This window comes from Lentzea sp. NBRC 102530, from assembly GCF_030269365.1.
Classification (GTDB): domain Bacteria; phylum Actinomycetota; class Actinomycetes; order Mycobacteriales; family Pseudonocardiaceae; genus Lentzea.
This window is the reverse complement of sequence record NZ_BSTF01000003.1, coordinates 407362-433473: the sequence shown is the minus strand read 5'-3', so window position 1 is coordinate 433473 and position 26112 is coordinate 407362. Positions and strand designations below refer to the sequence as shown.

The following is a 26112-nucleotide window of genomic DNA, read 5'->3' as shown; positions in this document are numbered from 1 at the left end:
GGTGGGGCGCTAGGCCATCGACACGAGGTTGCGTCCGTACGCCTTCGCCGCGAGCAACGCCGCGTCCGCCGCCACCAGCAGGTCCGGCAGCTCGTACCCGAACCGGGTCGTCGTCGACACCCCGATGGACACGGTCAGCCCCTGGAGCTCGTACGGCTTGCCGTCGTACGCCATCGTGGGCACCCGCAACGCCGCCACGGCCTTGCGCACCCGTTCCGCCACCGACTCGGCCTCGTCGGGAGTGGCCTCGGGCAGCAGCACCACGAACTCCTCGCCACCGAACCGCCCGACGAGGTCGCCGCGCCGGACGGTGCCGCGCAGCAGCAACGAGATCGCGGCCAGCGCCGCGTCCCCGGCCAGGTGGCCGACCTCGTCGTTGACCTTCTTGAAGTGGTCCAGGTCGAGCAGCATCACGGCCATCGGGCGGGTGCGGCCCGCGCCCTTGGTCAGTTCGTAACGGGCCCGGCTGTCCCAGTGGACGGCGTTGGCGAGGCCGGTCTTGGCGTCGCGCTGGGCCGAGCGGCGCCATTGGGGGAGTTGGGCCGCTCGTTCCAGCAGGGCCAGCGGGGGTCCGGCGATCAGGGCGTGGACGGCGTTCGAGGTGGCCACGCAGCCCATGAGGCCACCGATCGACACGGCCACTATCCCCAGGACCGCGTCGATGGGTTCGCCGACGTTCTCCTCGAACGTCGCGGTGGGGCGGCGGAGCTTGAGGCCGAAGGCGATCAGGCCGGCGCGCAGGATCAGCAGGATGGTCGCGCCCACGGTCATGATCAGCAGGTTGCCGTCGGGGTTGACCCAGCCGAGGAGGTAGCGGGTGGTGAAGACGGCCAGGGTGGTGGCGCTCAGGGTGAACAGCCAGCGGTGGGTTTCCGGGCGTTGCGCCAGCAGGCAGTGCAGGGCCGGGCCGAAGAGCAGCAGCACCATCAGGTTCGGGGGGAGCGCGATGATGCCCGCGGTCAGGTAGGAGAGGTGTGCGGCCCACGGGTTGCGCTCGGTCTCGCCCAGGCGGTGGCTGTACATGGCGCTGGCGATGATGACCGCGCCCGCGGTGCCGGCGATGGCGGCGAACCTGGCGATTTCGGAGGGTGACGGCGTTTCGGACGAAACGATCGCGTACGTGACGGTGGCGAGGGCTGCCACGTCGATGAACAGCCAGTAGCAGAGCGCGGGCCGCCGCAAAGTCCACACCGGCCAATCGCGCACCCGCATCGCCCCTCCCCCGAACCCGGAGAGCGTCGCACATTCCTCCGTTCGGCAGAAGACGGCCACCTGGGGGTTAGCTGGCACACGTTCACCCGGCAGGATGGTGCCTGAAAGGAGCACAGCGTGCCCAAAGAGCCTGCCGAACGTGTGACGAAGGTGATCGAGGACCCGGCCACGCCCCTGTGGCGCGGGACGATTGCGCTACGCATAGTCACATTCCTCTTCGCGGCGGCGAACGTCATCGCGAACCAGTCCGGTTACGTACGGCCGTGGCTCGCGTGGGCGACGCTCGGAGCGATGGCGCTGTGGTCCGTCTTCACGAGCCGTGCGTACAGCACGACGTGGGGCAGGCGGTGGCCGCTGGTCCTCGTGGACCTGGCCCTGACCTGCGGTCTCATGTCGTTGTCGCCGTTGATCATGTCCGAGCAACAGCTGCTGACGCTGAACGTCCCGCTGATCACCACGATCTGGGCGTGCGTTCCGGCGGTCGCGCTCGGGGCGTTGGGCGGGCCGTACGCGGGCTTCGCGGGCGGGCTGGCCGTCGGCCTCTCCACGTACCTGAGCAAGGGCGTGCCCAGCCTCGACCTGTTGCGCGACGTCGTGTTGCTCGCGGGCGCGGGCATGGTCGTCGGCATGGCCTCGGCCACGGCCCGCAGGTCGGCCGTCCTCCTCGCACAGGCCCTCCGAGCGGAAGCGGCCACCGCGGAACGCGAAAGGCTTGCCCGGTCGATCCACGACAGCGTGCTCCAGGTGCTCGCCCGCGTGCGCAAGCGCGGGCTCGAGGTCGGCGGGGAGGCCGCCGAACTGGCCAAGATGGCCGGCGAGCAGGAGGTCGCACTGCGGAACCTCGTCGCCGCCGCGCCCGCGGACTCCACTGTGGACGGCGAGATCGATCTGCGGCCCGGGTTGCAGTTGCTGGCCACGCCCCGCATCCAGATCTCGACCCCCGCGACGCAGGTGATGTTCGCGGCCGCGGCGGCGAACGAACTGACGTCGCTGGTCCGCGAGGCGCTGTCCAACGTGGACAAGCACGCCGGCGAGGACGCACGGGCGTGGGTGCTGCTCGAAGACCTCGGCGAGGAGATAGTGCTCAGCGTCAGGGACGATGGTCCCGGCATCCCGGAAGGCCGGATCGCGCTGGCCGCCGCGGAGGGCAGGATGGGGATCGCGAAGTCGATCAAGGGCCGGGTGGAGTCGCTCGGCGGCACGCTCGAGCTCCAGACCGGGCCGGGGGAGGGCACGGAGTGGGAGGTTCGGGTGTACAGGAAGGGGGCGGCAAGATGACGGTCTCGGTGATGGTCGTGGACGACCACCCGATGTGGCGCGAAGGCGTGGCTCGCGACCTGCAGGAACGCGGCTTCGAGATCGTGGCGACCGCAGGCGACGCGCCCTCGGCCGTGCGCATCGCGAAGGCCGTGCGTCCGAACGTGGTCCTGATGGACCTCAACCTCGGCGAACTCTCCGGCGTCGACGCCACCGCGATGATCACCAGCGAGCTGCCGGAGACGCGCGTGCTGGTGCTGTCCGCGTCCGGTGAGCACGACGACGTCCTGCAGGCCGTGAAGGCCGGAGCGTCGGGTTACCTCGTGAAGTCCGCGTCGTCGGAGGAACTGGTCGAGGCCGTCTCCCGCACGGCCGCGGGCGACGCGGTGTTCACGGCGGGCCTCGCGGGCCTGGTCCTGGGCGAGTACCGGCGGATGGCCGCCGCCCCGGACGGCTCCGAGGAGAAGCCCCAGCTCACCGACCGGGAGACCGAGGTGCTGCGGCTCGTCGCCAAGGGTCTCACCGCACGGCAGATCGCGAACCGCCTGGTCATCTCCCACCGCACGGTCGAAAACCACGTCCAGTCGACTTTGCGGAAACTCCAACTGCACAACCGGGTGGAGCTGGCGCGTTATGCCATCGAGCACGGTCTCGACGCCGAACCGGAGGCAGAGAAATGACAGACCCCAGAGACTTACGCGTGTCCGACGCGGAACGTGAGCACGTCGTCAGCCTGCTGAACAAGGCGGTGGGCCGCGGCATGATCACGCTGGACGAGTTCACCGTCCGCACGGACACCGCTCTCGCCGCGAAGACCAGGGCAGACCTCAACGGCGTGTTGATGGACCTGCCGGGCATGGTCAACAACGAACTGGCCCACGCCCGCACCGAACTCAAGAACACGATGAGCACCACGACCCGCAAGGGCCACTGGGTCGTGCCGCAGGAGCTCGTCATCCGCAACACCCTCGGCACCACCAACCTCGACTTCACCGCCGCCGAGGTGCCGCCGGTCGTGAACGTCGACCTCGACGTGTCGCTCGGCACGGTGAAGATGCTGGTGCCGGCCGGGTCGTCGGTGAACTTCGACGCCGTGGAGATCACCGCCGGCGAGTTGAAGGACAAGGTCCGCAACACCGTCGGCAACCCGCACTTCCAGCTCAAGGGCGTGGTCAGGGGCGGCACGGTGGTGATCAAGCGCTCCAAGCGCTGATCTGCACGGAGGCCGGGCAACCCGCAGGATCGGGACATGCGGTGTCTCGTTACCGGCGCGACCGGGTACCTCGGCGGACGACTCGTGCCCAGGCTGCTGGCCGAAGGGCACGAGGTCCGTTGCCTCGTCCGATCTCCGGAGAAGCTGCGCGACGTGCCGTGGGCGGCCGACGTCGAGATCGTGCGCGGGGACGTGCTCGGTGACCTCGACGAAGCCCTCAAGGGCATCGACGTCGTCCACTACCTGGTGCACTCGTTGCACTCGAAGGACTTCGCGGACGCCGACCGCAAGGCCGCGCAGAACCTGGCCTACGCCGCCGAACGGGCCGGGGTGCGCCGAATCGTCTACCTGGGCGGGCTGCACCCCGAGGGCACCGAGCTGTCGCCGCACCTCGCGTCGCGCAAGGAGGTCGGCGAGGTCTTCCTGCGCTCCGGCGTGCAGGCCGTGGTGCTGCAGGCCGCGGTGATCATCGGGTCGGGTTCTGCCAGCTTCGAGATGCTGCGCTACCTCACCGAACGGCTGCCGGTCATGGTCACGCCGAGGTGGGTGCACAACCGCATCCAGCCGATCGCCGTCCGGGACGTGCTGCGGTACCTGGTCGACGCCACGACGCTCGAAGGCCAGAACCGCACGTTCGACATCGGCGGGCCGGACGTCCTCACCTACCTGGAAATGATGATGCGGTACGCCAAGGTCGCGGGGCTGCCGCGACGCCGGGTGCTGCCGGTGCCGCTGCTGACGCCGGGGTTGTCGTCGCACTGGGTCAACGTCGTCACGCCGGTGCCGAAGTCGATCGCGCGGCCGTTGATCGAGTCCCTGGTGCACGAGGTGGTGTGCCGCGAGAACGACATCCGGACGTTGTTGCCCGGCGAGAACATCGGTTACGACAAGGCCGTCGAGCTGGCCCTGGACAAGATCCGGGACGCCGACGTCGAGACGCGCTGGTCGGGGGCGTCCACGCCGGGTGCGCCGAGCGAGCCGCTGCCGAGCGACCCCGACTGGTCCGGCGGGTCCGCCTACATCGACGAACGCGAGCGCAGGACGCACGCCTCCCCCGAACGGCTGTGGGAGGTGGTCGAGGGCATCGGCGGCGAGCGCGGCTGGTACTCGTTCCCGCTGGCCTGGGCGGTGCGCGGCTGGATGGACCGGCTCGCCGGCGGGGTCGGGCTCAGGCGGGGCCGCCGGGACCCGCACCGCCTCCACACCGGTGACGCGCTCGACTGGTGGCGGGTCGAGGAGATCGAACGCGGCTCGCTGCTGCGGCTGCGCGCCGAGATGAAGGTGCCCGGGAAGGCCTGGCTGGAGCTTCGAGTGGCGGGCAACGAGGGAGACGGGTCCACTTACCGCCAACGCGCCGTGTTCGTACCCAAAGGGCTCGCCGGCCACCTCTACTGGGCGGCGGTCTACCCCTTCCACGGCATCGTGTTCGGCGGCATGGTGCGCAACATCGCCAATGAAGCCGAGCTTCACAAGAAATGAAGAAAGTCCTGATGGACTGCACAAGCCGCAAAGGGTGAGACTTCCCGCATGAAGGCTCTCGTCAAGGTCGCCGCTGGGCCTGGACTCGAACTGACCGACGTCCCCGACCCCACCCCCGGTCCGACGGACGTGCTGGTCAGGGTGTTGCGCACCGGCATCTGCGGCACCGACCTGCACATCGACTCGTGGGACGACTGGGCCGCCGCCAACATCAAGGCGCCGCTGGTCCTCGGCCACGAGTTCGTCGGCGAGGTGGTCGAGGTCGGCGCCTCCGTCACCGGGGTGAAGGTCGGCGACCTGGTCAGCGGCGAGGGCCACCTCGTCTGCGGGACCTGCCGCAACTGCAAGGCCGGTCGGCGCCACCTCTGCGCGAACACGCGCGGCCTCGGCGTGCACTCCGACGGCGCGTTCGCGCAGTACGTCGTGCTGCCCGAGCAGAACGCCTGGGTGCACCGCACGAAGGTCGACCTGGACGTCGCCGCGATCTTCGACCCGTTCGGCAACGCCGTGCACACCGCGCTGAGCTTCCCGGTCATCGGCGAGGACGTGATCATCACGGGCGCCGGGCCGATCGGCATCATGGCCGCCGCCGTCGCCAAGCACGCGGGCGCGCGCAACGTCGTGATCACCGACATCTCCGAGCACCGCCTCGAACTGGCCCGCAAGGTCGGCGTCGACCTCGCGGTGAACGTCGCCGAGCAGACGATCGCGGACGCCCAGCGCGAGCTCGGCATGGCCGAGGGCTTCGACATCGGCATGGAGATGTCCGGCAAGCCCGTGGCGATGCGCGACATGATCGCGAACATGGCCCACGGCGGCCGCATCGCGATGCTCGGGCTGCCCGCCGACGAGTTCTCCGTGGACTGGAGCAGCGTCGTGCTGAAGATGCTGCACATCAAGGGGATCTACGGCCGCGAGATGTTCGAGACCTGGTACTCGATGACCGTGCTGCTGCAGCGCGGCCTCGACCTCGCACCGGTCATCACGCACCGGTACGACCACACGCAGCACGCGGAGGCGTTCGCCACCGCGCGCGAAGGCAAGTGCGGCAAGGTCATCCTCGACTGGACGGGAGCCTGATGTACGGCGAGCTGAAGACCGACCTCCTCAAGACCATCGGGGAGATCAGGGAGGCCGGGCTCTACAAGTCCGAACGCGTCATCGCCACCCCGCAGAACGCCAGCGTCAGGGTCGGTTCCGGCGACGACGTCCTGAACTTCTGCGCCAACAACTACCTCGGCCTCGCCGACCACCCGACGCTCATCGAGGCGGCGAAGAAGGCGCTGGACGACTGGGGCTTCGGCATGGCCTCGGTGCGGTTCATCTGCGGCACGCAGGAACCCCACAAGGAACTCGAGCGCAAGCTCTCCGAGTTCCTGGGCACCGAGGACACGATCCTCTACAGCTCCTGCTTCGACGCCAACGGCGGCCTGTTCGAGACGCTGCTCGGCGCCGAGGACGCGATCATCTCCGACGAGCTGAACCACGCCTCGATCATCGACGGCGTGCGCCTGTCGAAGGCCAAGCGCTTCCGCTACAAGAACCGCGACATGGACGACCTGGAGCGCCAGCTCAAGGACGCCTCCGACGCCCGCTACCGCCTGATCGCCACCGACGGCGTCTTCTCGATGGACGGCTACCTCGCGCCGCTCGACGAGATCTGCGACCTGGCCGAGCGCTACAACGCCCTGGTCATGGTCGACGACTCGCACGCCGTCGGCTTCACCGGCCCGACCGGCCGCGGCACGCCCGAGCTGTTCGGCGTCCAGGACCGCGTCGACATCGTCACGGGCACCCTCGGCAAGGCGTTGGGTGGTGCGTCCGGCGGCTACACCTCGGGCCGCGCCGAGATCATCGAACTGCTGCGGCAGCGGTCCCGGCCGTACCTCTTCTCGAACTCGCTCGCGCCGTCCATCACGGCCGCCGCCATCGCGACGCTCGACATGCTGTCGTCGTCCTCGGAGCTGCTCACCCAGCTGCGGTCCAACACCGAGCTGTTCCGGCGGCGGATGACCGCGGCCGGCTTCGACCTGCTGCCCGGCGAGCACCCGATCATCCCGGTGATGATCGGCGACGCTGCGGAAGCGGCCCGGCTGGCCGACCTCCTGCTGGAGGAAGGCGTGTACGTCATCGGGTTCTCGTACCCGGTGGTGCCGCACGGCAAGGCGCGCATTCGCACGCAGATGTCGGCTTCACACAGCACGGAGGACGTTAACCGCGCTGTGGACGCGTTTATCGCCGCACGCGCAAAGATGTAGACATCGGACTTGTACCGGCTCCAAAAACTACTTCCTTCGGGGAAATTCGGAAGGAAACAATGGAGCCGGTACAGCTCCAGCTCTACTTTCATCACCATGCCAAGACGAAAGTCCAGCGTGGTGGGCCGCGAGTTCGGTGACGCGATGCGCGAGATCATCAACCAGACCGGTATGACCCACCGCGAACTCGCCGGAAGAATCGGCTGGGACGAGAGCAAGCTCTCGGACATGGTCCGCGGCAAGGGCGGCGTGACCGAGACCGACGTGATCCAGCTGCTCAGCTACTGCCAGGTCAAGCCGGACGTGCTCCAGCACATGCTCGCGCTGCACCGCAAGACGCGGGAACTCGGCTACCTCAAGCTTCCCGACGGCCCACCGGACCAGGTCCCGACGCTGCTCACGCAGGAGCGACTGGCCAACGACATCGCCGTCTGGTCGATGAACCTCGTCCCCGGCCACCTCCAGATCGCCGACTACATGCAGGCCGTCATCGACGGAGAGGCTCGCAGGGAGTCGGTCGACTACGAGAAGGTCATCGCGGCGAAGCTCGAACGCCGCAACCTCTTCCACTGGAGCCGGACGTTCGTGTTCTACGTTCACGAACAAGCGTTGCGCCTACCTGTGGGCGGGCCGGATGTCATGAAGGATCAGTACCTCCACATCTTGGCCATGACACAACGAAACTACATCACCGTGCGGGTCGTACCCACCGCCATTGGAGCGCACGCCGGACTCTCCGGATCTTTTCTCCGTTTGAGCTACGAGAAGTTCGAGCCGGTCATCTTCCTCGAAGGAAAGAACTCCGGCCTTTTCCTCGACGACCCGAAATCACTGGCGGTCTACGCCTCCGTGCTGAAGATGCTCGACGCTCAGGCCCTGGATCCGGGACAATCATGGGAGCTGATCAACAGCCTCTTGATCTGAGGGAGTTCCAGATGGTGACCTGGCGCAAGAGCTCGTACAGCGCAGACTCCAGTGACTGCGTCGAGGTCGGGCGCGGGGTCGGCATCCGGGACAGCAAGGCGCCCGCCACGCACCTGCCGGTCTCGATCGAGGCGTGGTCAGCCTTCCTCAACGATGTGACCCGAGTCACAGAGCGGTAAGAATCAGCGCGGTCGGCGCACTACCTCACGTGGAGGAATTCTCGGCCGTCTACCGCGAGTGCTACCCGCGGGTGCTCGCCTATGCCGCGAGCCACGCGGGGGCGCGGCTGGCCGAGGACATCACCAGCGAGACCTTCACGATCGCCTGGCGCAAGTCCGGCCAGATGCCGTCGAACGCGCTGCCGTGGCTGCTCGGCATCGCGCGCAACCTCGTGCGCGCGGCGGTCCGGCAGACCACGCACTACGAGCTGACCGACTTCCCCGCCGACGACGACTTCGCGGTGATCGAGCTGCGGGCGGCGTTGTCGACGTTGTCGGAGGCCGACCAGGAAGTCCTCACGCTGATCGCGTGGCACGGGCTCGCGGCCGCCGAGGCGGCGCAGGTGCTCGGGTGCACGACGGCGACGTTCTTCGTGCGGCTGCACCGGGCTCGGCGGCGGTTGCAGGCTGCCCTCTGGACACCGAAGTTCGACCGTGCGAGGGAGTCATGGAAGACCTCATGAAGGACCTCGCCGGGGCCAAGCCGCCGACACCCGAGGTCAACCAGGACCGGATGGAACGCGACCTCGCGAGGATCGTCGCGTTGCCGCGGGAGAAGCCGGCGCGGAAGGTGTTCGTGCGGCGGTTCGCCCCGTTGGCCGTCGTCGCCGCCGTGATCGCGCTTGCGGTCGTGGTGCTGCCTGAGCCTTCTCCGCCCGTGCAGCCCGCTGCACCAGGTCAGTGGTGGCGGGTGTTGCGGCAGCAGTCGTCGTTGATGGTGGTCGGGGAGCCGGCGAAGCCGTACGTCGTGCGGTTCGACTCCAAGACCGATCAGTGGCAGGCCGGGACGCGCGAGATCGCGGTGGTGCAGAAGGACGGCGAGGTCGAGCCGTTCTCGCCGGACGACGACGCGAAGTGGGAGGCCGCGGGTCGGCCCGAGGTCGTGCCCCAGGTCGGCGGCAGCCGGTGGGTGCGCCTCGGTTCGATGGTGCCGGGGGCGAAGGAGTCCTACGTCAGCGGGCTCTCGCTGACCTCGATGTACTGGGACCGGCTGGAGTCGTTCGACGACCTGCCCGCGGATCCGGCGGGGATCCTGGAGAAGCTGAAGCCCGAGGGCAAGAGCACCTACCAGCTGGCAGAACTCGTCATGGCGGTGCTGGTCGCGGACGTGCGGGACGACCAGCGGCGGGCAGCGTTCGAGCTGCTCAGGTCGTTCGACGGGGTGCGGTACCTCGACCGCGTGCAGTTGCGCGACGAGCGCGTCGGTGTCGGGGTGGCGATTCCCGCGCCGCCGCAGTTCCAGTTCGGCGACGTCGAGACCCAGTTCGTGATCAACCCCGACACCGGCAAGCCGATCGTGCGGCGCAACATCATCACGAAGCCCCAGCACGGCCTGGCCGCGAGCACGCCGATCTCCGAGGAGGAGTACCTCCTGCTGGAGAAGACGAACGTCGAGCCCGTCCTGCCGCTGGGCGTCACCGTGAACAGCGAAGTGGAATCCCCCATCATTGAGCGGTGATCGACCCACGACGGTTGCGCGTGCTGCGCGCGTTGGCTGACCACGGCACCGTGACGGCAGCGGCTGCCGCGCTGCACCTCACGCCGTCGGCGGTGTCGCAGCAGCTGGCAGCGCTGGAGTCCGAGGCCGGGCATCCGTTGCTGGTGCGCAAGGGACGCCGGGTGTCGCTGACGCCGGCCGGGTCGTTGCTGGTGGAGCACGCGCACGTGGTGGCGGCGGAGCTGGAACGGGCGCAGGCCACTTTGGACGGTCTGGCGTCCGGTTCGGCGGGACGGGTGGCGGTGGCGGCGTTCGCGTCGGCCATCACGCAGGTCGTCGCGCCGGCGTTGGCAGCGTTGAAAGAGCGTTCGATCGAACTGTCGGTGCGCGACGCCGAAGGGCACGAGAGCGTGCGGCTGCTCCTGGACGGCGAGATCGACGTGGCGATCACCGAGGAGCACCGCGCCACGGAACGGGTCACGCGCTTCCCGCTCTACACCGAGCCGTTCGACGTGCTGCTGCCGCCGGGACACGCCGTGAGCGGTCCGGTCGACCTGGCGACGCTCGCCGACGAGGACTGGGTGGTGACACTGCCCGGCAACCCGCTGCGCGACGTCGTCGAGATGGCGTGCCGACAGGCCGGTTTCACGCCCCGGATCAGGCACAACTCCGACGACTTCCGGGCGATCGAGGCCCTGGTGGCGGCGGGCGCCGGGGTCGCGCTCGCACCGCGCAACGCCGTCGGCGGGGTGGCGATCAGGCGAGCGGTCGCGGGCGTGGCGCCGTTGCGACGGGTGGTGGCGGCGGTGCGGCGGGGGTCCGAGGCCCACCCGTTGATCAGGGCTGTTCTCGAGCAGCTCCAGCGTTAGGGATCGTCACGTTCAGCTTGGCCGCGATGCGCGTCAACGCCTGGCGGTCGGCGGCGGTGAGCGGGTCGAGCACGAACTGCCGGACCGCGCGGACGTGCGTGGGCGCGGCGGCCCTGACCACCTCGAACCCCTCGTCGGTGAGGATCGCGATCGTGTAGCGGCCGTCCTCGGGATCGGGTTCGCGCGCCACCCAGCCGCGGTGCTCGAAGCGCTTGACCACGTTGGACAGCCGCGACAGCGACCCGTTCGCCAGGTGCGCGAGCTCGCTCATCCGGATGCGGCGGTCCGGCGCCTCCGAGACGTGGCTCAGCACCAGGTAGTCGAAGAGGCTCAGCCCCGACTCCTGCTGCAACGGCGCCTCCAGCCGGCCGGGCAGCAACAGCAGCATCGAGACGAGGCCGGTCCAGGTCTCCTTCTCGTCGGCGTTCAGCCAGTCCATGGCGGTCACCTTACTTCACGCTTGAAGTCATGTACGGTTGACTTCAAGCGTGAAGTCAACGAGAGGACCGATCATGAGCAAGCCGGAGTTCTTCGCCACCCCCGGCTACGGCGAGACGCAGCTGAAGAACATGCGCTACAGCCAGGCCGTGCGCATCGGCGACCGCGTCGAGATCTCGGGCCAGGGCGGCTGGGACGACGAGTTCGAGTTCCCCGAGTCGCTCGAGGACGAGATCGTGCGCGCGTTCGAGAACGTCGAGCGCACGCTCGTGACGGCGGGTTCGTCGTGGGCCGACGTCGTGCACGTGAACTCGTACCACGTGCTCGGCGACGACTCGTTCGACGACCACAACCGCGTGATGGTCGAGCAGTTCCGCGCGCGGATGGGCGACCGTGCGCCGATCTGGACCGAGAGCGGGGTCACCGCCCTCGGTCACCCGAAGATGCGCATCGAGATCCGCGTGACCGCGGTCGGCTAGTGCGGGGCGCGGGCCGCGAGCTTCGCCGTGGCCGGGTCCGGTGCGGCCAGTGCGCCGCGGGCCGCGAGCTGGCAGATGTCGACGCTGGTGGTCGCGAGCTTCGCGCCGACGCCGGTCAGCGCCGTGTGGTTCATCGACAGCGACGTGATGCCGAGGCCGATGAGCACGCACGCGAGCAACGGGTCGGCCGCTGCCTCGCCGCAGACGCCGACGGGCTTGCCGGTGGCGGTGGCCGCCTCGCCGACCTGCGCGATCAGCCGCAGCAACGCCGGCTGCCACGGGTCGTTCAGGGCGGCGACGCCGCCGAGCTGGCGGTCGGCCGCGAAGACGTACTGGGCCAGGTCGTTGGTGCCGATGGAGACGAAGTCGACGACCTGGAGGATCTCGCGGGCCGACAACGCGGCCGACGGGACCTCGATCATGACGCCCGCGCGCTGGATGCCGGCCTTGCGGGCGCGTTCGACGAACCACGCCGCCTCGGCGGCGGTGGCGACCATCGGCGCCATCACGCTGACGTCGGCGCCCGAGGAGGCGGCGGCCGCGGCGATGGCTTCGAGCTGGCGGTCCAGGATCTCGGGGCGGTCGAAGGCGACGCGCAGGCCGCGGACGCCCAGGGCCGGGTTGGGCTCGGGGTCCGGGTTCAGAAACGCCAGCGGCTTGTCCGCGCCCGCGTCGAGGGTGCGCACCACAACCGGTTTGCCCTTGAACGGCGCCAGCACAGCCTCATATGCAGCAGTCTGCTCAGCAACGGTCGGTTCCTCAGCTGCGTCCAGGAAGCAGAACTCGGTGCGGAAGAGGCCCACGCCCTCCGCACCGGCAGCGGCGGCGGCCTGGGCGTCGGCGGGCGAGCCGACGTTGCCGAGGACCTTCACCCGGTGGCCGTCCTTGAGGACACCGACACCGTTCCACTCCGCCTTCTTGCCCGTTCCGGCGGCGCGGACCTTGCCGTCCGACTCGCGGACCTGGCCCGTGTCGCCGTCCACGTCGAGAGAGGTGGCCTCGAACGCCAGGATGCCGCGGCACGCGACGACGGCCGGGATGCCGAGCGAACGGGCGAGGATCGCGGTGTGCGAGGTGGGGCCGCCCTCCTCCGTGACCAGGGCGAGGACCTTCGCCGGGTCGAGGCCCGCGGTGTCGGCGGGCGCGAGGTCGCGGGCCACCAGCACGGACGGGGAGGCCAGGTCGGGCACGCCGGGGGCGGGCAGGCCGAGCAGCTCGGCCACCACGCGGTCGCGGACGTCCTGGACGTCGCGGGCGCGTTCGGCCATGTAGCCACCGGCGGCCTGAAGTGCGGAGATGAACTTCTGGGCAGCCTCGTGCACGGCACGGGCGGCGGTCAGCGACTGCTCGACGACGAGCTTCTCGGCGGCCTTGATCAGGGACGGGTCACCCGCCATCGCCGCCGTCGTCTCCAGCACGGAGCGGGCGTCGCCCTCGACCGTCTTCGCGCGCTCCATCAGGCGCTGCGCCACGACCTCCGTCGCGGGCCGGATCAGCGACGCTTCCATCTTCGTATCCGCTGTTCGCTGGCCGGCAGGAGGTTCCGGCAGGGCCTCGGTGACCCTGACGACGGGACCGGTTGCCCGGCCGCTGCTGACACCGACACCGCTCAGCCGCGCGCTCGACATGGTCTAGACCATACCCTCCCACCGGGAACCCAGGACAGTTCAGTGTGACCAATGAGCCCACACGGCGCGGACCGACACGAAGCTCGTCTTCATGGCGTAACACGAACGAAAAGAGGGGCAGTGCCCCGATGGGCCGAACGGAGCAGTACGGTGCCAGCCGTGCGCGCCCCGTACGCCTTCGCCGCAGTGCTCCTGTTCGCCGGTTGTTCGCCGACGACCCCCGACCTGGGCGCGGAGATCACCGTCCCGGCCCAGTTCGGCACGATCCAGGCCGCGGTGGACGCGGCACGGGAAGGCGCGACGATCCTCGTGTCACCCGGCGTCTACAAGGAGTCGGTGGAGGTCAGGACCAAGGCGCTGACCATCAGGGGGCTCCAGCGCGGCAGCGTGATCATCGACGGCGAGGTGAAGCGCGCCAGCGGGATCGTGCTCAGCGCGCCGGACGTTTCGGTCCAGAACCTCACGGTGCGCAACCACACGGAGAACGGCGTGGCGGTGACGCGGTCGCAGGGGTTCCGCATCTCGTACGTGACAGCCAGCAACAACGCCCTGCACGGCGTCCACGCGACCGACGCCCAGCACGGCGTGATCGAGCAGAGTTACGCCAGCGGCAGCGCGGACTCCGGGTTCTACGTCGGCCAGTGCAAGCCGTGCGACGTCGTGGTGCGCGGCAACGTCGCCGAGCGCAACGCCGTCGGGTACGAGGGCGTGAACGCGTCCGGACGGATGTTCGTGCTGGGCAACAGGTTCAGCGACAACCGGGTCGGCGTGACGACGAACGCCGAGGACGCCACGTTCGTCGGCAACCTGGTCTCGGACAACGCCGAGGCGCTCTCCCCGGCGCAGGCCGACGGCGCGTTCGGGCTCGGGTTCGGCATCGTGGGCGGCACGAAGAACCTGGTGGCGCGCAACCTGATCACCCGCAACCCCGGCGTCGGCGTGGCGCTGGGGTCGGCGGAGGACCTGGCGCCGATGGACAACCGCTTCTTCGACAACGTGATCACCGGCAACGGCCAGGACGTGCTGTACGCGGCCTCGCGCCGGGCGCCCGGCCGGAACAACTGCTTCGACCGCGAACGCTGCTACGACGGTGTCGGCGATCCGCTGCCGAGGTCGTCCGCGCCGCGCGGGATCCCGTTCAACCAGGTCGCCTCGCCACCGCTACAGCCGGAGATGCCAGACGGGCCGTTGCCGGAGATGACGCCGAACGTCGACAAGTACGTGCTGCCGAGTCACCCCGCCGCTGCGCCGACCTCGGCGGCGGTCGGGTAGGACGGCTGTGCGCCCGCCTTCGTGACGGACAGCGCGGCGACCTTCGCGGCGTACCGCGCGGCCTGCACCAGGTCGTCGCCCTCGGTCAGGCGCGCGGACAACGCTCCGGCGAACGCGTCACCGGCGCCGGTCGTGTCGACCACCTCGGCGACCTCGATCGACGGCACCTCGGTGACGCCGGTGCGTTCCACCACGGCCGCACCGCGCGCGCCGAGCGTGACGATCGCGGCGTGAGGACCGAGGTCCAGCAGGCCGGTCCAGTCCGAGGCGAGCTGCGCGGCCTCGTGCTCGTTGACGATCAGCACGCTGAGCTGCCGCAACGTCTCCGCGGGCAGTTCGGCGACCGGCGACAGGTTGAGCACCGTGCGGACGCCCGCTTCGGACGCCACACCGATCGCGTGGACCACGGTCTCCAGCGGCACTTCCAGCGAGCACGTCAGCACCGCGACGCCGTCGAGCTCCAGACCGTCCACATCGGACTTCAGCACGTCCGAGTTGGCGCCGGGAGAGACGACGATCGAGTTCTCGCCGTCGGGCGTCACGGTGATGTACGCGATCCCGGTGGGGCGCCCGGAAGTCTTGACCAGGGCCGTGCCGACACCGGACGACTCCAGCGACTCGCGCAGCAACGAGCCGTACCCGTCGCCACCGAGGGCGCCGACCAGCGAAACCGCGGCGCCGACCCGTGCGGCGGCAACGGCCGTGTTCGCGCCCTTGCCGCCGGGCAGCACGACGGTGTCGCCGCCGAGCACGGTCTCACCGCCGGCGGGCCGCCTGCCGACCTCGACCACGAGGTCGGCGTTGGCGGACCCGAGAACGAGCAGAGTCTGTGTCACTTGACGAACTCTGCCACGTTCTTCTGGTTGATGACCTTGACCTCGACGTCCACGACCTGCTGCACCGGCTCGTTCTTGGCGGCGTGCACCGCCTGCTCGACGGCCTTCGAGCCGAGCAGCTTCGGCTGCTGCGCGATGGTCGCGGCGAGGGTGCCGTCCTGGATCGCCTTCAGGCCGTCCGGGGTGCCGTCGAAGCCGACGACCATGACGTCCTTGCCGGCCTTGGCCCCGAGCGCCTTGATCGCGCCGAGCGCCATCTCGTCGTTCTCGGCGAAGATGCCCTTGATACCGGGGTTGCCCTGCAGCAGGTTCGTGGTCTCGTTGAGGCCCTTGGCACGGTCGAAGTCGGCGACGGCCGAGGCGGTGACCTTGATGTTGCCGCTGTTCAGGCCCTGCTCGAAGCCCTGACCGCGGTCACGCGAGGCGGACGCGCCCGGGATGCCCTTGAGGTGCGCGACGTCGCCGGAGGTGGCGCGGCCCAGTTCGATGGCCGCGAGGCTGCCGCCCGAGACGTTGTTGGACGCGACCTCGGCGGCGACCTTGCCCTCGACGGCGCGGTCGACCGAGATCAGCGGGATGTTCGCGGTCTCGGCGGCCTTGGCCGCCGGCGCCGACTGCTTGGTGTCGACCGGGTTCAGGATGATCGCCTTCACGCCCTGCGTGACGAGCGTCTGCACCTGGTTGATCTGGTTCGTGGCGTCGTTCTGCGCGTCCACCACGGTGAGCTTGGCGCCGAGCTTGTCCGCCATCTCCTGTGCGCCCTGCTGGAGTTCCACGAAGAACGGGTTGTTCAGGGTGGACACGGCGAGGCCGATGGTGATGTCGCCTCCGGACGCCCCAGTTCCGCTGCATCCCGTGGCCACAAGTGCTGCGGCACCGAGGGTCAACGCGATCCGTCGGGTCACCTTCATTGGTGTCTTCCTTACCTGTTGCGGGTTTTCTCAGCGACGGCGAAGTGAGTCGAGCAGCGCGGCGAGAGCGATCACCGCACCGATGACGACCTGCTGCCAGAACGGCGGGACCTGCAGCAGGTTGAGGCCGTTGCGCAGGACGGCGAGCACAAGTGCGCCGACCAACGTCCCGGTGGCGCGGCCAACGCCACCGGACAGCGACGCACCACCGATGACGACAGCGGCGATGGCGTCGAGCTCGTAGCCGACCGCGGCCTGCGGACCGGCGGACCCGAGCCGTCCCGCGAGCACGAGGCCCGCGGCGGCGGCGAACAGGCCGGACAACGCGTAGATCCAGAGCTTGTTGCGGCGCACGTCGATGCCGCTGAGCTTCGCGGCCTCCTCGTTGCCGCCGATCGCGTACATGCGACGGCCGAGGTTGGTGCGCGTGAGGACCAGGCCGGTGATGCCGAAGAACGCGAGCATCAGCAGCAGCGGCAACGGAACCATCGGCGCGAGGTTCGAGCCGAGGAACGTCACCAGGGCGTCGGTCTCGTGCGGCTGGCCCTCGGAGAGCACCAGGGTGAGACCGCGGGCGACGCTCAGCATGGCCAGCGTCGCGATGAACGGCGGCAGCTTGCCGTAGCTGATCAGCGCGCCGTTCACCAGGCCGCACAACGCACCCACGACGAGACCGAGCGGACCCGCGGTGAGCGCGCCGACCATCGCGGCCAGCGCGGCGATGCTGCCGACGGACAGGTCGATGCCGCCCGCGACCACCACGAACGTCATGCCGAACGCCATGATCGCGATGACCGCAGCCTGCACGCCGACGTTCAGCAGGTTCTGCGCGTTGAGGAACGCCGGCTGCATGATCGCGATGGCGAGCGCGAGGATGACGAGTCCTGCGAGGGCACCGTTCTCACTTGCGTACTTGCGAATGCTGATCGTGCTCACGCTGAGATCTCCTGCACGGCGAGTGCCATCACCTGGTCTTGGGTCGCGCCCCTGGGCAGCTCACCGGCCACCCGGCCGTGGGCCATGACGACGACGCGGTCGCTCATCCCGATCACCTCGGGCAGGTCGCTGGACACGAGCAGCACGGCCCTGCCCTGCGCGGTCATGCGGTTGATCAGCTCGTAGATCTCGACCTTGGCGCCGACGTCGACGCCCCGGGTCGGTTCGTCGAGGATCAGCACCTTCGGGTCGGCCAGCAGCCACTTGCCGATGACGACCTTCTGCTGGTTGCCGCCGGAGAGCTCCTTCACCGGCTGCTCGACCCGTCCCTTGATCCGCAGCTTGCCCGCGATGTCGTGCAGGCGCTGCTGGTCGCGGTTGCCGAGCGTGACGAGTTCGAGGTTCTGGCCGACGGTCGCCGTCAGCACCAGGCCCTGGCCCTTGCGGTCCTCGGGGACCAGGCCGAGGCCCGCGTCGATCGCGGCCTGGACGTTGTGGCGGGGTAACGGTTTCCCGTCGACCTCGACCGTGCCGTGGTCATAGGCGTCCACGCCGAACGCCGCCCGCACGACCTCGGTGCGTCCCGCGCCGACCAGGCCCGCGATGCCGACGACCTCGCCCGCGTGGACCTCGATGCTGATGTTCTCGAACGCCCCGCGCCTGGTCAGGCCCTGGATGTTGAGGAGCGGCTGGCCCAGGCGTTGTTGCGCGCGCGGGTACTGCTCGTCGATCGGGCGGCCGACCATCAGTTCGATCATGTGCTGGGTGGTGGCGTTCGGGCCGAGGACGCCGACGGACTTGCCGTCCCGGAGAACGGTGATGCGGTCGGCGACGCGCTGGATCTCGTCCAGGTGGTGGGTGATGAAGACGAGGCCGACGCCGTTGTCGCGCAGCTGGGCCATGATCTCCAGCAGGCGGTCGGTCTCGGTCTCGGTGAGCACGGCCGTGGGCTCGTCGAGGATCAGCACGCCGGCGTTCTTGTCGAGCGCGCGGGCGATCTCGATCATCTGCTGCTGGGCGATGCCGAGGTCCTTGACCTTGGCGTCCGGGTCGACGCTCAGGCCGACCCGCTGCAGCAGTTCCGGTGCCCTGCGGCGCATCTCGGCGCGGTCGACGAAGCCGAACCGGCGCGGAAGGCGGTTCAGGAACAGGTTCTCCGCGACGGACAGCTCCGGGACCAGCGCCAGTTCCTGGTGGATGACGGCGAGGCTGGTGTGCCCCTCGATGGTGCCCGCGTCCTGGCGGTGGATCCCCGCGAGGATCTTGACCAGGGTGGACTTGCCGGCGCCGTTCTCGCCGAGCAGGACGTGCACCTCACCGGCGTTGATGTCCAGGTCGACGCCGTCCAGGGCCTTGGTGCTGCCGAAGTGCTTGGTGATGCCGCGGGCCGTGATCACAGCTCGGCCTCCCCGAGCGAGCCGCGCAGCACGAGCTTCGCGGTGAGCTTCACGTCGTCGGGCTGCTGGCCGTTGATCAGGGCGAGGAGGCTGCGCGCGGCGGCCCTGCCCATCTCGACGGTCGGCTGCGCGACGACCGTGATCGGCGGGTCCAGCAGCGGGAACCACGGCTGGTCGTCGAACACGGCGAACGCGATGTCGTGCGGGATCTGCAGGCCGCGGGCCCGAACCTCGCCGAGCGCGCCGAGGCCCATCAGGTTGTCCATCGCGACCAGCGCCGTGGCGCCGTCGTCGAGGAGCTTCGCGGCGGCCTGGCTGCCGCTCTCCTGCCGGAAGTCACCGTGCACGACCTGCGCGAGGCCGCCGAGCGAGCCCGTGAGCACGTCGGTCCGTTCTCTTCCAGTGGAGGTGTTCGGCGGACCCGCGATCACTCCGATGCGGGTGTGGCCGGCGCCGACGAGCCGCCGGGCGAGCGCGGTCAACGCCTCGCTGCCGTCGGCCCGGACGACGGGGCATGTGGCGCCCCTGACCGTCCGGTCCAGCAGAACGACGGGCACGCCGCCTGCGCTCACTTCGCGAACCAGACTCGGGTCGTCGGTCGCGGGGCACAGCAGGAGGCCGTCCACCCGGCGGTCGAGCAGGGTGCGGACGTAGGTCGCCTCCTGCTCGGTGTTCTCGTCGGCGTTCCCGATCACGACGCAGTAGCCGTGTGACCGGGCTTCGTCCTCGACCGCTCGGGCGATCTCGGCGAAGAACGGGTTCAGCAGATCGCTGATGACCAGACCGAGGGTCTGGGTGCTGGTGGTCCTGAGGGATCGCGCCAGGGCGTTGGGCCGGTAGCCGAGTTCCTCGATCGCGGCGAGCACCCGCTCGCGGGTCTCGGGCGTCGGCGCGGCGTGGCCGTTGAGCACTCGCGACACGGTGGCCGTGGAGACTCCGGCGTGCTGGGCGACATCCTTCATGGTCGTCACGAGGCCGTAGTTAATCGATTACACATGGATGTAGTCAAGCTGAGATGTGTGGATGAGTAGGTGTACGGATGTCACTCGGCGTGCGCTGCCTCACTCTGATCACATGGACGGACAGGATCGCCTCGGGTACGAGCAGCGCCTCGCACTGGAGCTCGCGGCCATCGGGCAGCGGCTCTCGACGATCAGCACGGAGATGCGCGAGCACTCCGGCGCGACCGCGACCGCCGTGGTCGAGGCGCCCGAGGTGGCACGGCCCGTCGAGGTGCCGCAGCCTCCGGTGACCACCGTCCCGACGCCGCCCGCAGGGGTTCCTGTCGGCGTTCCGCAGCAGCCGCCCGCCGGCGTGCCGCCGCAGCAGTCGGCAGGCGTGCCGCCGCAGCCCAACCCCTGGGCGCGGCAGACCGCGGCCTCGGCCCAGCTCCCGCCGGCGGCCCCGCCGTTCGCGCCGCCCGGCCCGCAGCTCCCGCCTCCTCCCGGCCAGCAGTGGCCGCCTCCGCAGCAGCCGTGGGGTCCGCCCCCGCCGCCGCGCGAGTCGTTGTTCGAGAAGCTCGGCAAGGACGGCGCCGGCTCGAAGCTGCTCGCCTGGGTCGGTGGCGCGATCACCGTGCTCGGGTTCGTGTTGTTGCTGGTCCTGGCCGTGCAGCGCGGCTGGCTCGGCCCCGTGCCGCGAGTGGTCGGCGGTGCCGTGTTCAGCGGTGCGCTGGTCGGCATCGGCATGTGGCTGCACCGCACGCCCGCCGGCCGGACCGGGGCGATGGCCCTCGCGTTCACCGGGTTCGCGGGTCTCTACCTGGACGTCATCGCCGCCACGAGCCTGTACGGGTTCCTGCCGGAGAGCATCGGCCTGCTGATCGGGCTCGCCGTGGCCGCGGCCGGTGTCGTGCTCGCGCTGAAGTGGGAGTCGCAAGCGCTCGCGGTCACCGTCGTCGCAGCTTGCGCGCTGTGCTCGCCGATCATCACCGAGGGCTTCACGGTCCTGCTCGTCGGCTTCCTGCTGGTGCTCAAGACGGCCAGCACTCCGGTCCACATCAAGCGCAACTGGCCGGGTCTCGCCGTCGCCGGTGGGTTCCCGCCGATCCTCGCCTCGCTGCTCACCACCGCGAACGCCATCCCGCGCTCGTACGAGTGGACCGTCGTCGGCGTGGCCGGTGCCACCACCGTCGTCGGCATCGCCGTGGCGTTCCTCACGATCCGCAAGCGTCCGGACGACGCCGTGGCCGTCGCGTTGATCGCGGGTTCGGCGCTGCCGTCGCTGTTCGCCACCACGTTGCTGAACGCCCCGGCCAACTCGATCCTCGCCGGTGTCGTCGCGGCCGTGCTGCTGGCGATCTGGATGATCCCGGACCTTCCGCGCGGCTTCTCGCTCTCCGCCGGCGCGATGGGCATGCTCGCGCTGTTCCAGACCACGGTGATGGCACTGGACGGCAACATCCGCACGGCGATCGTGCTGGCCGAGGCCGTGCTGCTGGCGTTCCTCGCGGCGCGGCTGAACAAGAAGGCCGCGCTGGTGGGCTCCATCGCGTTCGGCTTCCTCGGGTTCGCCATGACGATCGGGATGGCCGTGCCGATCACGTGGCTGCTGGACGAGCCGCGGTTCTTCAACAACGTCCAGCCCGGTGACTACGCGGCCGGTCTGGTGACGGCGCTCGTGCTGGGCGTGTTCGCGGCCGTGCTGCCGTGGGCCGCGCTGAAGATGCAGGTGCTGCGGGAGCCGGCCAAGCACCCGGTGCCGTGGATCGCCGCCGGGCTCATGCTGCTCTACGGCGCGGCGGGTGCGGTGCTGTGCGCGGCGCTGCTCGCGTCGCCGGACGAGACCGGGTTCCTCTTCGGACACTCGGTGGTCACCGTGTCGTGGACGGTCGCCGCGTTGTTCTTGCTGGTCAAGGGGATCAACAACAAGGCGCTGCGGATCTCGGGCCTGATCCTGGTGGCCGCGGCGGTCGTGAAGCTGGTGCTGTTCGACCTCTCGGCGCTGGACGGGATCGCCCGCGTGCTGGCGTTCCTCGGCGCCGGTCTGGTCCTGCTCACCGCGGGCACCCGTTACGCCAAACTGGTGACATCGGCCAACAACCCCGAGTCATACGTATCCAAACCAGCTGCTCCGCACTCCCACTAAGTGCTGGGACCACCGGCCTCCGCCCCGTATTCGGCGGTCAGACGGGCGCATCGTGGTGCCGGCCCCGCGTCCTCATATCGGGTCATATGGGGGCGCGGGGCCGGTGCCGCGAGGTGCCCTGCTGACCGTCGAAGACGCGGCGGTGGTCGGTGGTCCCAGCACTTCCGGACCGTGGCCCGCACCGCCGTCGCGGGCCACGGTCGTACTACGTCCAGGCAAAGATTTCCCTCGGTCGAGTGACTGAAGTGGATCGAAAGCACCCGGAAGTGTTCCCATCGGGCGTATGGCAAAGCCACGCCTCGTGGCCGCGGTTCTAGCGCTCTCAGCGGCCTTCGCGGCGATGGGTGTTCACCAAGGGCACGAGTACACGACGACTTCTTCCGCATCGGTCACGCCGCTGGCGTACGTGGTCGGCAGGACCGGACTCGTGCAGGTCGTCGACACCAGCACCGGTGCCGTGCTCGTGGAGGCCGACACGGGAGGCAGGGCGACCGGCGTCGCGGTGTCCCCCGACGGGCGGCGGCTCTACGTGATCAACGGGTGGACCGGCACGATCACCGCCGTCGACCCCCTCACCGGTGAGATCGTCGACCGGATCTTCACCTGGGTCCAGCTCTCGCACGCGGCGATGCGCCCGGACGGCCAGCGGCTCTACGTCTCGGCCAGCGGCGGCGTGGCCGTGGTGAACCCGGAGAACTTCCAGCTCGTGGCCGTGGTCAAGGCGGGCGGGCAGCCGCAGGGGCTCGCCGCGCACCCGGACAACCGGATCCTCTACGTCGCGAACTCGCAGGACGGCACGGTCGGCCTGATCGACACCGCGACGGCGTTCCAGACGGCGACGGTGCAGGTCGGCGGGTTGCCGCAGCACCTGGCGCTCTCACCGGACGGTCGGCGCCTGTACGTGAGCAGCCTGCGGCTCGGGGAGAAGACGCCCGGCACGGTGTCGGTGATCGACACGACCACGAACCAGGTCGTCGGCGCGGTGGAGGTCGGCAGGGGAGCGGGCAGCATCGCCGTCACCCCCGACGGCTCGACGGTCTACCTGACGTTGCCGAAGGAACGGTCCGTCGTGGTGCTGGACGCGGCGTCGATGACCGTGCGCGAACGTTTGCCCTTCGACGCGCCGACCGTCGCCATCGCGCCGGGGGACTCGAGGGTGTTCCTCGCGACCGGCGCGACGACGACGGTGCTGGACAGCACGAACGCGGTGCTCACGACGTACCGGATGACGACGGGGGACCTGGAGGCGAGGCCGCGCCGGTTCGACGCGGCCCTGATCGCCTTCCCGCCTCAGCCCACCGGGACGGGCCTGCGGACCTCGTCGTCGAAGTCGTCCAGGTCGTCCACCGGCTCGTCGTGAAGCGCGAGGCGTTCCTGGATGCGCTTGAGCGGACCGGGTGACCACCACGCGGCGTTGCCGAGGAGCTTGAGCACGGCCGGCACCAGCAGCATCCGAACCACGGTGGCGTCGAGCGCCAGCGCGAGGATCATGCCGACGCCGACGAACCGCATCATCGCGACCTGCGAGAACGCGAACGCGCCGGTCACCACGATCAGCAGCAACGCCGCCGAGGTGATCACACGGCCGGTCTTCGCGAGGCCGGTGGTCACGGCCTCCTCCGTCGTGGCGCCCTGGCCGCGGGCCTCGACCATCCTGCTGAGCAGGAAGACCTCGTAGTCCGTCGACAGGCCGAACACGATGGCCGCCATCAGCACGACGATGCCGGACTCCAGCGGGCCGGGCGTGACGCCGAGCCAGTCCGCGCCGTGGCCGTCCTGGAAGATCCAGACCAGCACGCCGAACGTCGCCGACAGCGACAGCGCGCTCATCAGCACGGCCTTGATCGGCAGCACGACCGAGCCGAACGCCAGGAACATCAGGATCAGCGTCGCGCCGACGAGCAGCGTGACCATCAGCGGCAGACCTTCGGCGATGGCGTCGAGCGAGTCGCTCACCATCGCGGTGTTGCCGCCGACCAGCACCTCGGCGTTCGCCGGCGGTTCGAGGGCGCGGACGTCCTTGAGCGCCTGCTTCGACTCCTCGCTCAGCGCGTCGTGCTCGAGTCCGGCCGACGCGGCCGTGACGCCGTTGCCCTGGCCGGTCGGCTGGACCTCGCCGACGCCCGGGACGTTCGCGACCTCGCTCAGGTACTTCTGGACCTCGGTTTCCCGTCCGCCCTGGATAACGATCTTGAAGCCGGTGTTGGAGAGCGCCGAGAAGTTCTGGTTGATGTTCTCCGCGGCCACGCGGACGGCGTTGCCCTCGGGCAACACCTTCTCGGTGACCTGGCCGAACTGGACGCCGAGGAACGGCGAGCCGAGCGCGACCAGCACGCCGATGATCGGCAGCGCGATCAGCACGGGTCGTTTCATGACCGCGCCGCTGAGCTTGCGCCAGCCGCGTTCGCTCGGCTCCTTCTTGCGCCACGGCATGGCGAGCTTGTCGACCCGCTTGCCGAGCACGCCGAGCAACGCGGGCAGCAGCGTCACCGAGACCAGTGCCGCGATGGCGACCGAGCTGACACCGCCGTACGCGAGGGACTTGAGGAAGCCGTGCGGGAAGAGCAGCAAGCCTGCGAGCGCGATGACCAGCAGCGTCGCACTGAAGACGACGGTGCGTCCTGCTGATGCGACCGTGCGGCTGACTGCCTGTTCGGTGGTGCGGCCCTGGGCGAGTTCCTCGCGGAACCTGCCGACCATGAAGAGGCCGTAGTCGATCGCCATGCCCAGGCCGAGCAGCGACGCGACGTTGACCGCGAACGAGTTGACCTCGGTGAAGAGGGCGACGGCGTGCAGCACGCCGAGCGAGCCCATGATCGCCAGGCCGCCGACGACGACGGGGAGGGACGCGGCCACGAGGCCACCGAAGATGATCACGAGCAGCAGCAGGACCAGCGGCAGCGAGAACATCTCCGCGCGCGTCAGGTCCTCCTGGGACATGTCGTTGATGGCCTTCTGGGTCGGCACCAGGCCGCCGACCTGTTGGGTGAAGCCGTCGATCTCGAGCTGGGACTCGATGTCCTGGAACTGCTTGATCTGTTCGTTCGAGTCGCCGCTGCTCAGCGTGATGGCGACGAGAGCCTGCCGCTGGTCGTCCGAAGGCACCGGTCCGACGGCCTTGAGCACGTCGTCCTTCGGGAAGCCGCTGATGTGGTCGGCGACCTTCTTGAGTTCGAGCGGGTTCGCGAAATCGCCGCGATAAATGACGATCACGTCACCGTTCTGCCGCCCGAACGCCTGCTCGGCTACTTTGTCGGCCCGCGCAGCCTCACTGGAAGGAGCCTCGTACCCGCCCTGGCTGAGCTTGTCGAACACCCCCAGGCCCCAGACGCCACCCAGCACGGCGAGCAGCACCGTCGCGACCAAGACCACCCATCGGCGGCGATATGCGATCGAGCCCCACTTCGCGAACATCGACGACGGCCTCCTGGGTTACCGTGCTGTAAATCCCGTGAACTCTTGTAAACACCGTTCACTGAAACCGTACGGGGCCGTGACCGGGGTCTACAACCCGATGGAGTGACATATGACCGAGGCCACTCGCCGAGAACGACTCCGCGCAGAGACCGAGCGTGAGATTCGGCAGGCGGCCCGCGCCCTTTTGGTGGAAAGCGGCCGCGATGCGGTTACCCTGCGTGCCATCGCGCGCAAACTCGGCATCACCGCGCCGGCGCTGTACCGGTACTACGACTCGCACGACGCGCTGCTGCGGCAACTCTGCGACGACATCTGCGCGGACATGGCGGCTGCTCTGTACGCGGATCTTGCTGCTGACACGTCAGGTCAGGTGGGGTGCAAGGTCCGGGCCGTGTGCCACGCGTTCCGACGGTGGGCGCTGGCGCACCCGCAGGAGTTCGCGCTGGTGTTCGCCTCGCCGCGGGACCCGCTGGGGGCCGACCAGTTCGGGTCGGTGTTCCTGCAGCTCGCGGGCCCGCTGATCGCGTCCAACGAGGACGCGAACCACGTGCACGAGGAGGTGCCCGCGGTGCTGCACGAGGACCTGGTGCGGTTCCAGCAGGTGCTGCGGGACGCGGTGGCGGAGCACGGGGTCACGCTGGCGGACGAGGTGCTGAACCTCGGCAAGATCTACCACGTCGTGCAGTCATGGGTGCGGTTGTACGGGCACGTGGCTCTGGAGGTGTTCGGGCGGTTCCCGTTCGCGGTGAGCAACCCGGAGCCGATGTTCGACTCGATGCTGGACCAGATGCTGTCCGACATCGGGTTCGACGAGGGCTGACGGGTTCAGTGGCCGTGTAGCGC

Annotated in this window: 25 protein-coding genes; 16 read left to right on the top strand and 9 right to left on the bottom strand. The window is 69.5% G+C overall.

The genetic code is table 11. From position 1 onward, the window contains the following. Window positions 1-9: 9 nt before the first annotated feature. Window positions 10-1212, bottom strand: coding sequence for a diguanylate cyclase (locus QSK25_RS09710; protein WP_285636682.1), 1203 nt, complete (start codon window positions 1210-1212; stop codon window positions 10-12). 117 nt (window positions 1213-1329) lie between these two features. On the opposite strand from QSK25_RS09710, the gene macS reads away from it, so the two are divergent. From macS to QSK25_RS09655, 11 genes are all read left to right on the top strand, one after another. Then, window positions 1330-2490 (top strand): MacS family sensor histidine kinase, encoded by a 1161-nt coding sequence (macS, locus tag QSK25_RS09705; protein ID WP_285636679.1) that lies wholly within the window; start codon window positions 1330-1332, stop codon window positions 2488-2490. Next, window positions 2487-3149: a response regulator gene (locus QSK25_RS09700; protein WP_285636676.1), complete on the top strand. Its 663-nt coding sequence runs from the start codon at window positions 2487-2489 to the stop codon at window positions 3147-3149. Before macS ends, QSK25_RS09700 begins: the two co-directional genes overlap by 4 nt. Then, a complete protein-coding gene (locus tag QSK25_RS09695) occupies window positions 3146-3682 on the top strand; it encodes a DUF1707 SHOCT-like domain-containing protein (protein WP_285636674.1) in 537 nt (178 codons plus the stop codon). Before QSK25_RS09700 ends, QSK25_RS09695 begins: the two co-directional genes overlap by 4 nt. Before the next feature lie 36 nt (window positions 3683-3718). Further along, on the top strand, window positions 3719-5161 hold the full coding sequence (locus tag QSK25_RS09690; RefSeq protein ID WP_285636671.1) for an SDR family oxidoreductase: 1443 nt from the start codon (window positions 3719-3721) through the stop codon (window positions 5159-5161). 48 nt (window positions 5162-5209) lie between these two features. Beyond that, the gene (gene tdh / locus QSK25_RS09685; protein ID WP_285636668.1) at window positions 5210-6241 is read left to right on the top strand and encodes an L-threonine 3-dehydrogenase; all 1032 of its coding nucleotides are present in this window, start codon (window positions 5210-5212) and stop codon (window positions 6239-6241) included. Beyond that, entirely contained in the window at window positions 6241-7419 is a 1179-nt protein-coding gene (locus QSK25_RS09680) for a glycine C-acetyltransferase (protein WP_285636665.1), read from the top strand. Before tdh ends, QSK25_RS09680 begins: the two co-directional genes overlap by 1 nt. Before the next feature lie 96 nt (window positions 7420-7515). Then, window positions 7516-8343 (top strand): helix-turn-helix domain-containing protein, encoded by an 828-nt coding sequence (locus QSK25_RS09675; RefSeq protein ID WP_285636662.1) that lies wholly within the window; start codon window positions 7516-7518, stop codon window positions 8341-8343. Next, a complete protein-coding gene (locus QSK25_RS09670) occupies window positions 8313-8522 on the top strand; it encodes a DUF397 domain-containing protein (RefSeq protein WP_352235722.1) in 210 nt (69 codons plus the stop codon). Before QSK25_RS09675 ends, QSK25_RS09670 begins: the two co-directional genes overlap by 31 nt. Before the next feature lie 29 nt (window positions 8523-8551). Next, window positions 8552-9025: an RNA polymerase sigma factor gene (locus QSK25_RS09665; RefSeq protein ID WP_285636656.1), complete on the top strand. Its 474-nt coding sequence runs from the start codon at window positions 8552-8554 to the stop codon at window positions 9023-9025. Further along, on the top strand, window positions 9010-10020 hold the full coding sequence (locus QSK25_RS09660) for a hypothetical protein (protein ID WP_285636653.1): 1011 nt from the start codon (window positions 9010-9012) through the stop codon (window positions 10018-10020). The genes QSK25_RS09665 and QSK25_RS09660 overlap by 16 nt, the downstream gene beginning before the upstream one ends. Then, window positions 10017-10868, top strand: a complete 852-nt coding sequence (locus QSK25_RS09655; protein WP_285636650.1) for a LysR family transcriptional regulator — start codon at window positions 10017-10019, stop codon at window positions 10866-10868. The genes QSK25_RS09660 and QSK25_RS09655 overlap by 4 nt, the downstream gene beginning before the upstream one ends. Here QSK25_RS09655 and QSK25_RS09650 read toward each other — a convergent pair. After that, on the bottom strand, window positions 10837-11307 hold the full coding sequence (locus QSK25_RS09650) for a MarR family winged helix-turn-helix transcriptional regulator (RefSeq protein WP_285636646.1): 471 nt from the start codon (window positions 11305-11307) through the stop codon (window positions 10837-10839). The two genes, QSK25_RS09655 and QSK25_RS09650, sit on opposite strands and share 32 nt — an antisense overlap. A gap of 73 nt (window positions 11308-11380) precedes the next feature. Here QSK25_RS09650 and QSK25_RS09645 point away from each other — a divergent pair, with 73 nt between their 5' ends. Next, window positions 11381-11785 carry a Rid family hydrolase gene (locus tag QSK25_RS09645; protein ID WP_285636642.1) on the top strand — a complete coding sequence of 135 codons (405 nt, stop codon included), beginning with the start codon at window positions 11381-11383 and terminating at the stop codon, window positions 11783-11785. Here QSK25_RS09645 and ptsP read toward each other — a convergent pair. Beyond that, on the bottom strand, window positions 11782-13413 hold the full coding sequence (gene ptsP, locus QSK25_RS09640; RefSeq protein WP_285636639.1) for a phosphoenolpyruvate--protein phosphotransferase: 1632 nt from the start codon (window positions 13411-13413) through the stop codon (window positions 11782-11784). The two genes, QSK25_RS09645 and ptsP, sit on opposite strands and share 4 nt — an antisense overlap. A 159-nt stretch (window positions 13414-13572) precedes the next feature. Between ptsP and QSK25_RS09635 the strand changes: the two genes are divergently transcribed. Further along, complete coding sequence (locus QSK25_RS09635; RefSeq protein ID WP_285636636.1) at window positions 13573-14685, top strand: right-handed parallel beta-helix repeat-containing protein; 1113 nt, start codon at window positions 13573-13575, stop codon at window positions 14683-14685. On the opposite strand, the gene QSK25_RS09630 is transcribed toward QSK25_RS09635, so the two are convergent. From QSK25_RS09630 to QSK25_RS09610, 5 genes are read right to left on the bottom strand one after another with little or no spacing between them, the layout of a single operon-like run. Next, a complete protein-coding gene (locus QSK25_RS09630; RefSeq protein ID WP_285636633.1) occupies window positions 14646-15521 on the bottom strand; it encodes a ribokinase in 876 nt (291 codons plus the stop codon). The genes QSK25_RS09635 and QSK25_RS09630 overlap by 40 nt on opposite strands. After that, a complete protein-coding gene (locus QSK25_RS09625) occupies window positions 15518-16432 on the bottom strand; it encodes a substrate-binding domain-containing protein (RefSeq protein WP_285636630.1) in 915 nt (304 codons plus the stop codon). Before QSK25_RS09625 ends, QSK25_RS09630 begins: the two co-directional genes overlap by 4 nt. A gap of 30 nt (window positions 16433-16462) precedes the next feature. Beyond that, window positions 16463-17368, bottom strand: coding sequence for an ABC transporter permease (locus QSK25_RS09620; RefSeq protein WP_285636627.1), 906 nt, complete (start codon window positions 17366-17368; stop codon window positions 16463-16465). Further along, entirely contained in the window at window positions 17365-18765 is a 1401-nt protein-coding gene (locus QSK25_RS09615) for a sugar ABC transporter ATP-binding protein (protein ID WP_285636624.1), read from the bottom strand. Before QSK25_RS09615 ends, QSK25_RS09620 begins: the two co-directional genes overlap by 4 nt. Next, complete coding sequence (locus tag QSK25_RS09610) at window positions 18762-19727, bottom strand: LacI family DNA-binding transcriptional regulator (protein WP_285637587.1); 966 nt, start codon at window positions 19725-19727, stop codon at window positions 18762-18764. Before QSK25_RS09610 ends, QSK25_RS09615 begins: the two co-directional genes overlap by 4 nt. Before the next feature lie 112 nt (window positions 19728-19839). On the opposite strand from QSK25_RS09610, the gene QSK25_RS09605 reads away from it, so the two are divergent. Further along, window positions 19840-21852: a DUF2339 domain-containing protein gene (locus tag QSK25_RS09605; RefSeq protein WP_285636621.1), complete on the top strand. Its 2013-nt coding sequence runs from the start codon at window positions 19840-19842 to the stop codon at window positions 21850-21852. A 283-nt stretch (window positions 21853-22135) separates the two neighbouring features. After that, window positions 22136-23212 carry a cytochrome D1 domain-containing protein gene (locus QSK25_RS09600; protein ID WP_285636617.1) on the top strand — a complete coding sequence of 359 codons (1077 nt, stop codon included), beginning with the start codon at window positions 22136-22138 and terminating at the stop codon, window positions 23210-23212. Here the strand turns inward: QSK25_RS09600 and QSK25_RS09595 are convergent. Continuing rightward, the gene (locus QSK25_RS09595) at window positions 23143-25266 is read right to left on the bottom strand and encodes an MMPL family transporter (RefSeq protein WP_285636614.1); all 2124 of its coding nucleotides are present in this window, start codon (window positions 25264-25266) and stop codon (window positions 23143-23145) included. The two genes, QSK25_RS09600 and QSK25_RS09595, sit on opposite strands and share 70 nt — an antisense overlap. A 112-nt stretch (window positions 25267-25378) precedes the next feature. On the opposite strand from QSK25_RS09595, the gene QSK25_RS09590 reads away from it, so the two are divergent. Beyond that, the gene (locus QSK25_RS09590) at window positions 25379-26089 is read left to right on the top strand and encodes a TetR/AcrR family transcriptional regulator (protein WP_285636612.1); all 711 of its coding nucleotides are present in this window, start codon (window positions 25379-25381) and stop codon (window positions 26087-26089) included. Window positions 26090-26112: the final 23 nt, after the last annotated feature.

What these genes read in the sequence shown, in the direction of transcription:
- QSK25_RS09710 (WP_285636682.1), bottom strand. Translation starts at nt 1,212, where the DNA reads ATGCGGGTGCGCGATTGGCCGGTGTGGACTTTGCGGCGGCCCGCGCTC.
- QSK25_RS09700 (WP_285636676.1), top strand. Translation starts at nt 2,487, where the DNA reads ATGACGGTCTCGGTGATGGTCGTGGACGACCACCCGATGTGGCGCGAA.
- QSK25_RS09695 (WP_285636674.1), top strand. Translation starts at nt 3,146, where the DNA reads ATGACAGACCCCAGAGACTTACGCGTGTCCGACGCGGAACGTGAGCAC.
- QSK25_RS09690 (WP_285636671.1), top strand. Translation starts at nt 3,719, where the DNA reads ATGCGGTGTCTCGTTACCGGCGCGACCGGGTACCTCGGCGGACGACTC.
- tdh (WP_285636668.1), top strand. Translation starts at nt 5,210, where the DNA reads ATGAAGGCTCTCGTCAAGGTCGCCGCTGGGCCTGGACTCGAACTGACC.
- QSK25_RS09680 (WP_285636665.1), top strand. Translation starts at nt 6,241, where the DNA reads ATGTACGGCGAGCTGAAGACCGACCTCCTCAAGACCATCGGGGAGATC.
- QSK25_RS09675 (WP_285636662.1), top strand. Translation starts at nt 7,516, where the DNA reads ATGCCAAGACGAAAGTCCAGCGTGGTGGGCCGCGAGTTCGGTGACGCG.
- QSK25_RS09670 (WP_352235722.1), top strand. Translation starts at nt 8,313, where the DNA reads ATGGGAGCTGATCAACAGCCTCTTGATCTGAGGGAGTTCCAGATGGTG.
- QSK25_RS09660 (WP_285636653.1), top strand. Translation starts at nt 9,010, where the DNA reads ATGGAAGACCTCATGAAGGACCTCGCCGGGGCCAAGCCGCCGACACCC.
- QSK25_RS09650 (WP_285636646.1), bottom strand. Translation starts at nt 11,307, where the DNA reads ATGGACTGGCTGAACGCCGACGAGAAGGAGACCTGGACCGGCCTCGTC.
- QSK25_RS09645 (WP_285636642.1), top strand. Translation starts at nt 11,381, where the DNA reads ATGAGCAAGCCGGAGTTCTTCGCCACCCCCGGCTACGGCGAGACGCAG.
- ptsP (WP_285636639.1), bottom strand. Translation starts at nt 13,413, where the DNA reads ATGTCGAGCGCGCGGCTGAGCGGTGTCGGTGTCAGCAGCGGCCGGGCA.
- QSK25_RS09625 (WP_285636630.1), bottom strand. Translation starts at nt 16,432, where the DNA reads ATGAAGGTGACCCGACGGATCGCGTTGACCCTCGGTGCCGCAGCACTT.
- QSK25_RS09610 (WP_285637587.1), bottom strand. Translation starts at nt 19,727, where the DNA reads ATGAAGGATGTCGCCCAGCACGCCGGAGTCTCCACGGCCACCGTGTCG.
- QSK25_RS09605 (WP_285636621.1), top strand. Translation starts at nt 19,840, where the DNA reads ATGGACGGACAGGATCGCCTCGGGTACGAGCAGCGCCTCGCACTGGAG.
- QSK25_RS09600 (WP_285636617.1), top strand. Translation starts at nt 22,136, where the DNA reads ATGGCAAAGCCACGCCTCGTGGCCGCGGTTCTAGCGCTCTCAGCGGCC.
- QSK25_RS09595 (WP_285636614.1), bottom strand. Translation starts at nt 25,266, where the DNA reads ATGTTCGCGAAGTGGGGCTCGATCGCATATCGCCGCCGATGGGTGGTC.
- QSK25_RS09590 (WP_285636612.1), top strand. Translation starts at nt 25,379, where the DNA reads ATGACCGAGGCCACTCGCCGAGAACGACTCCGCGCAGAGACCGAGCGT.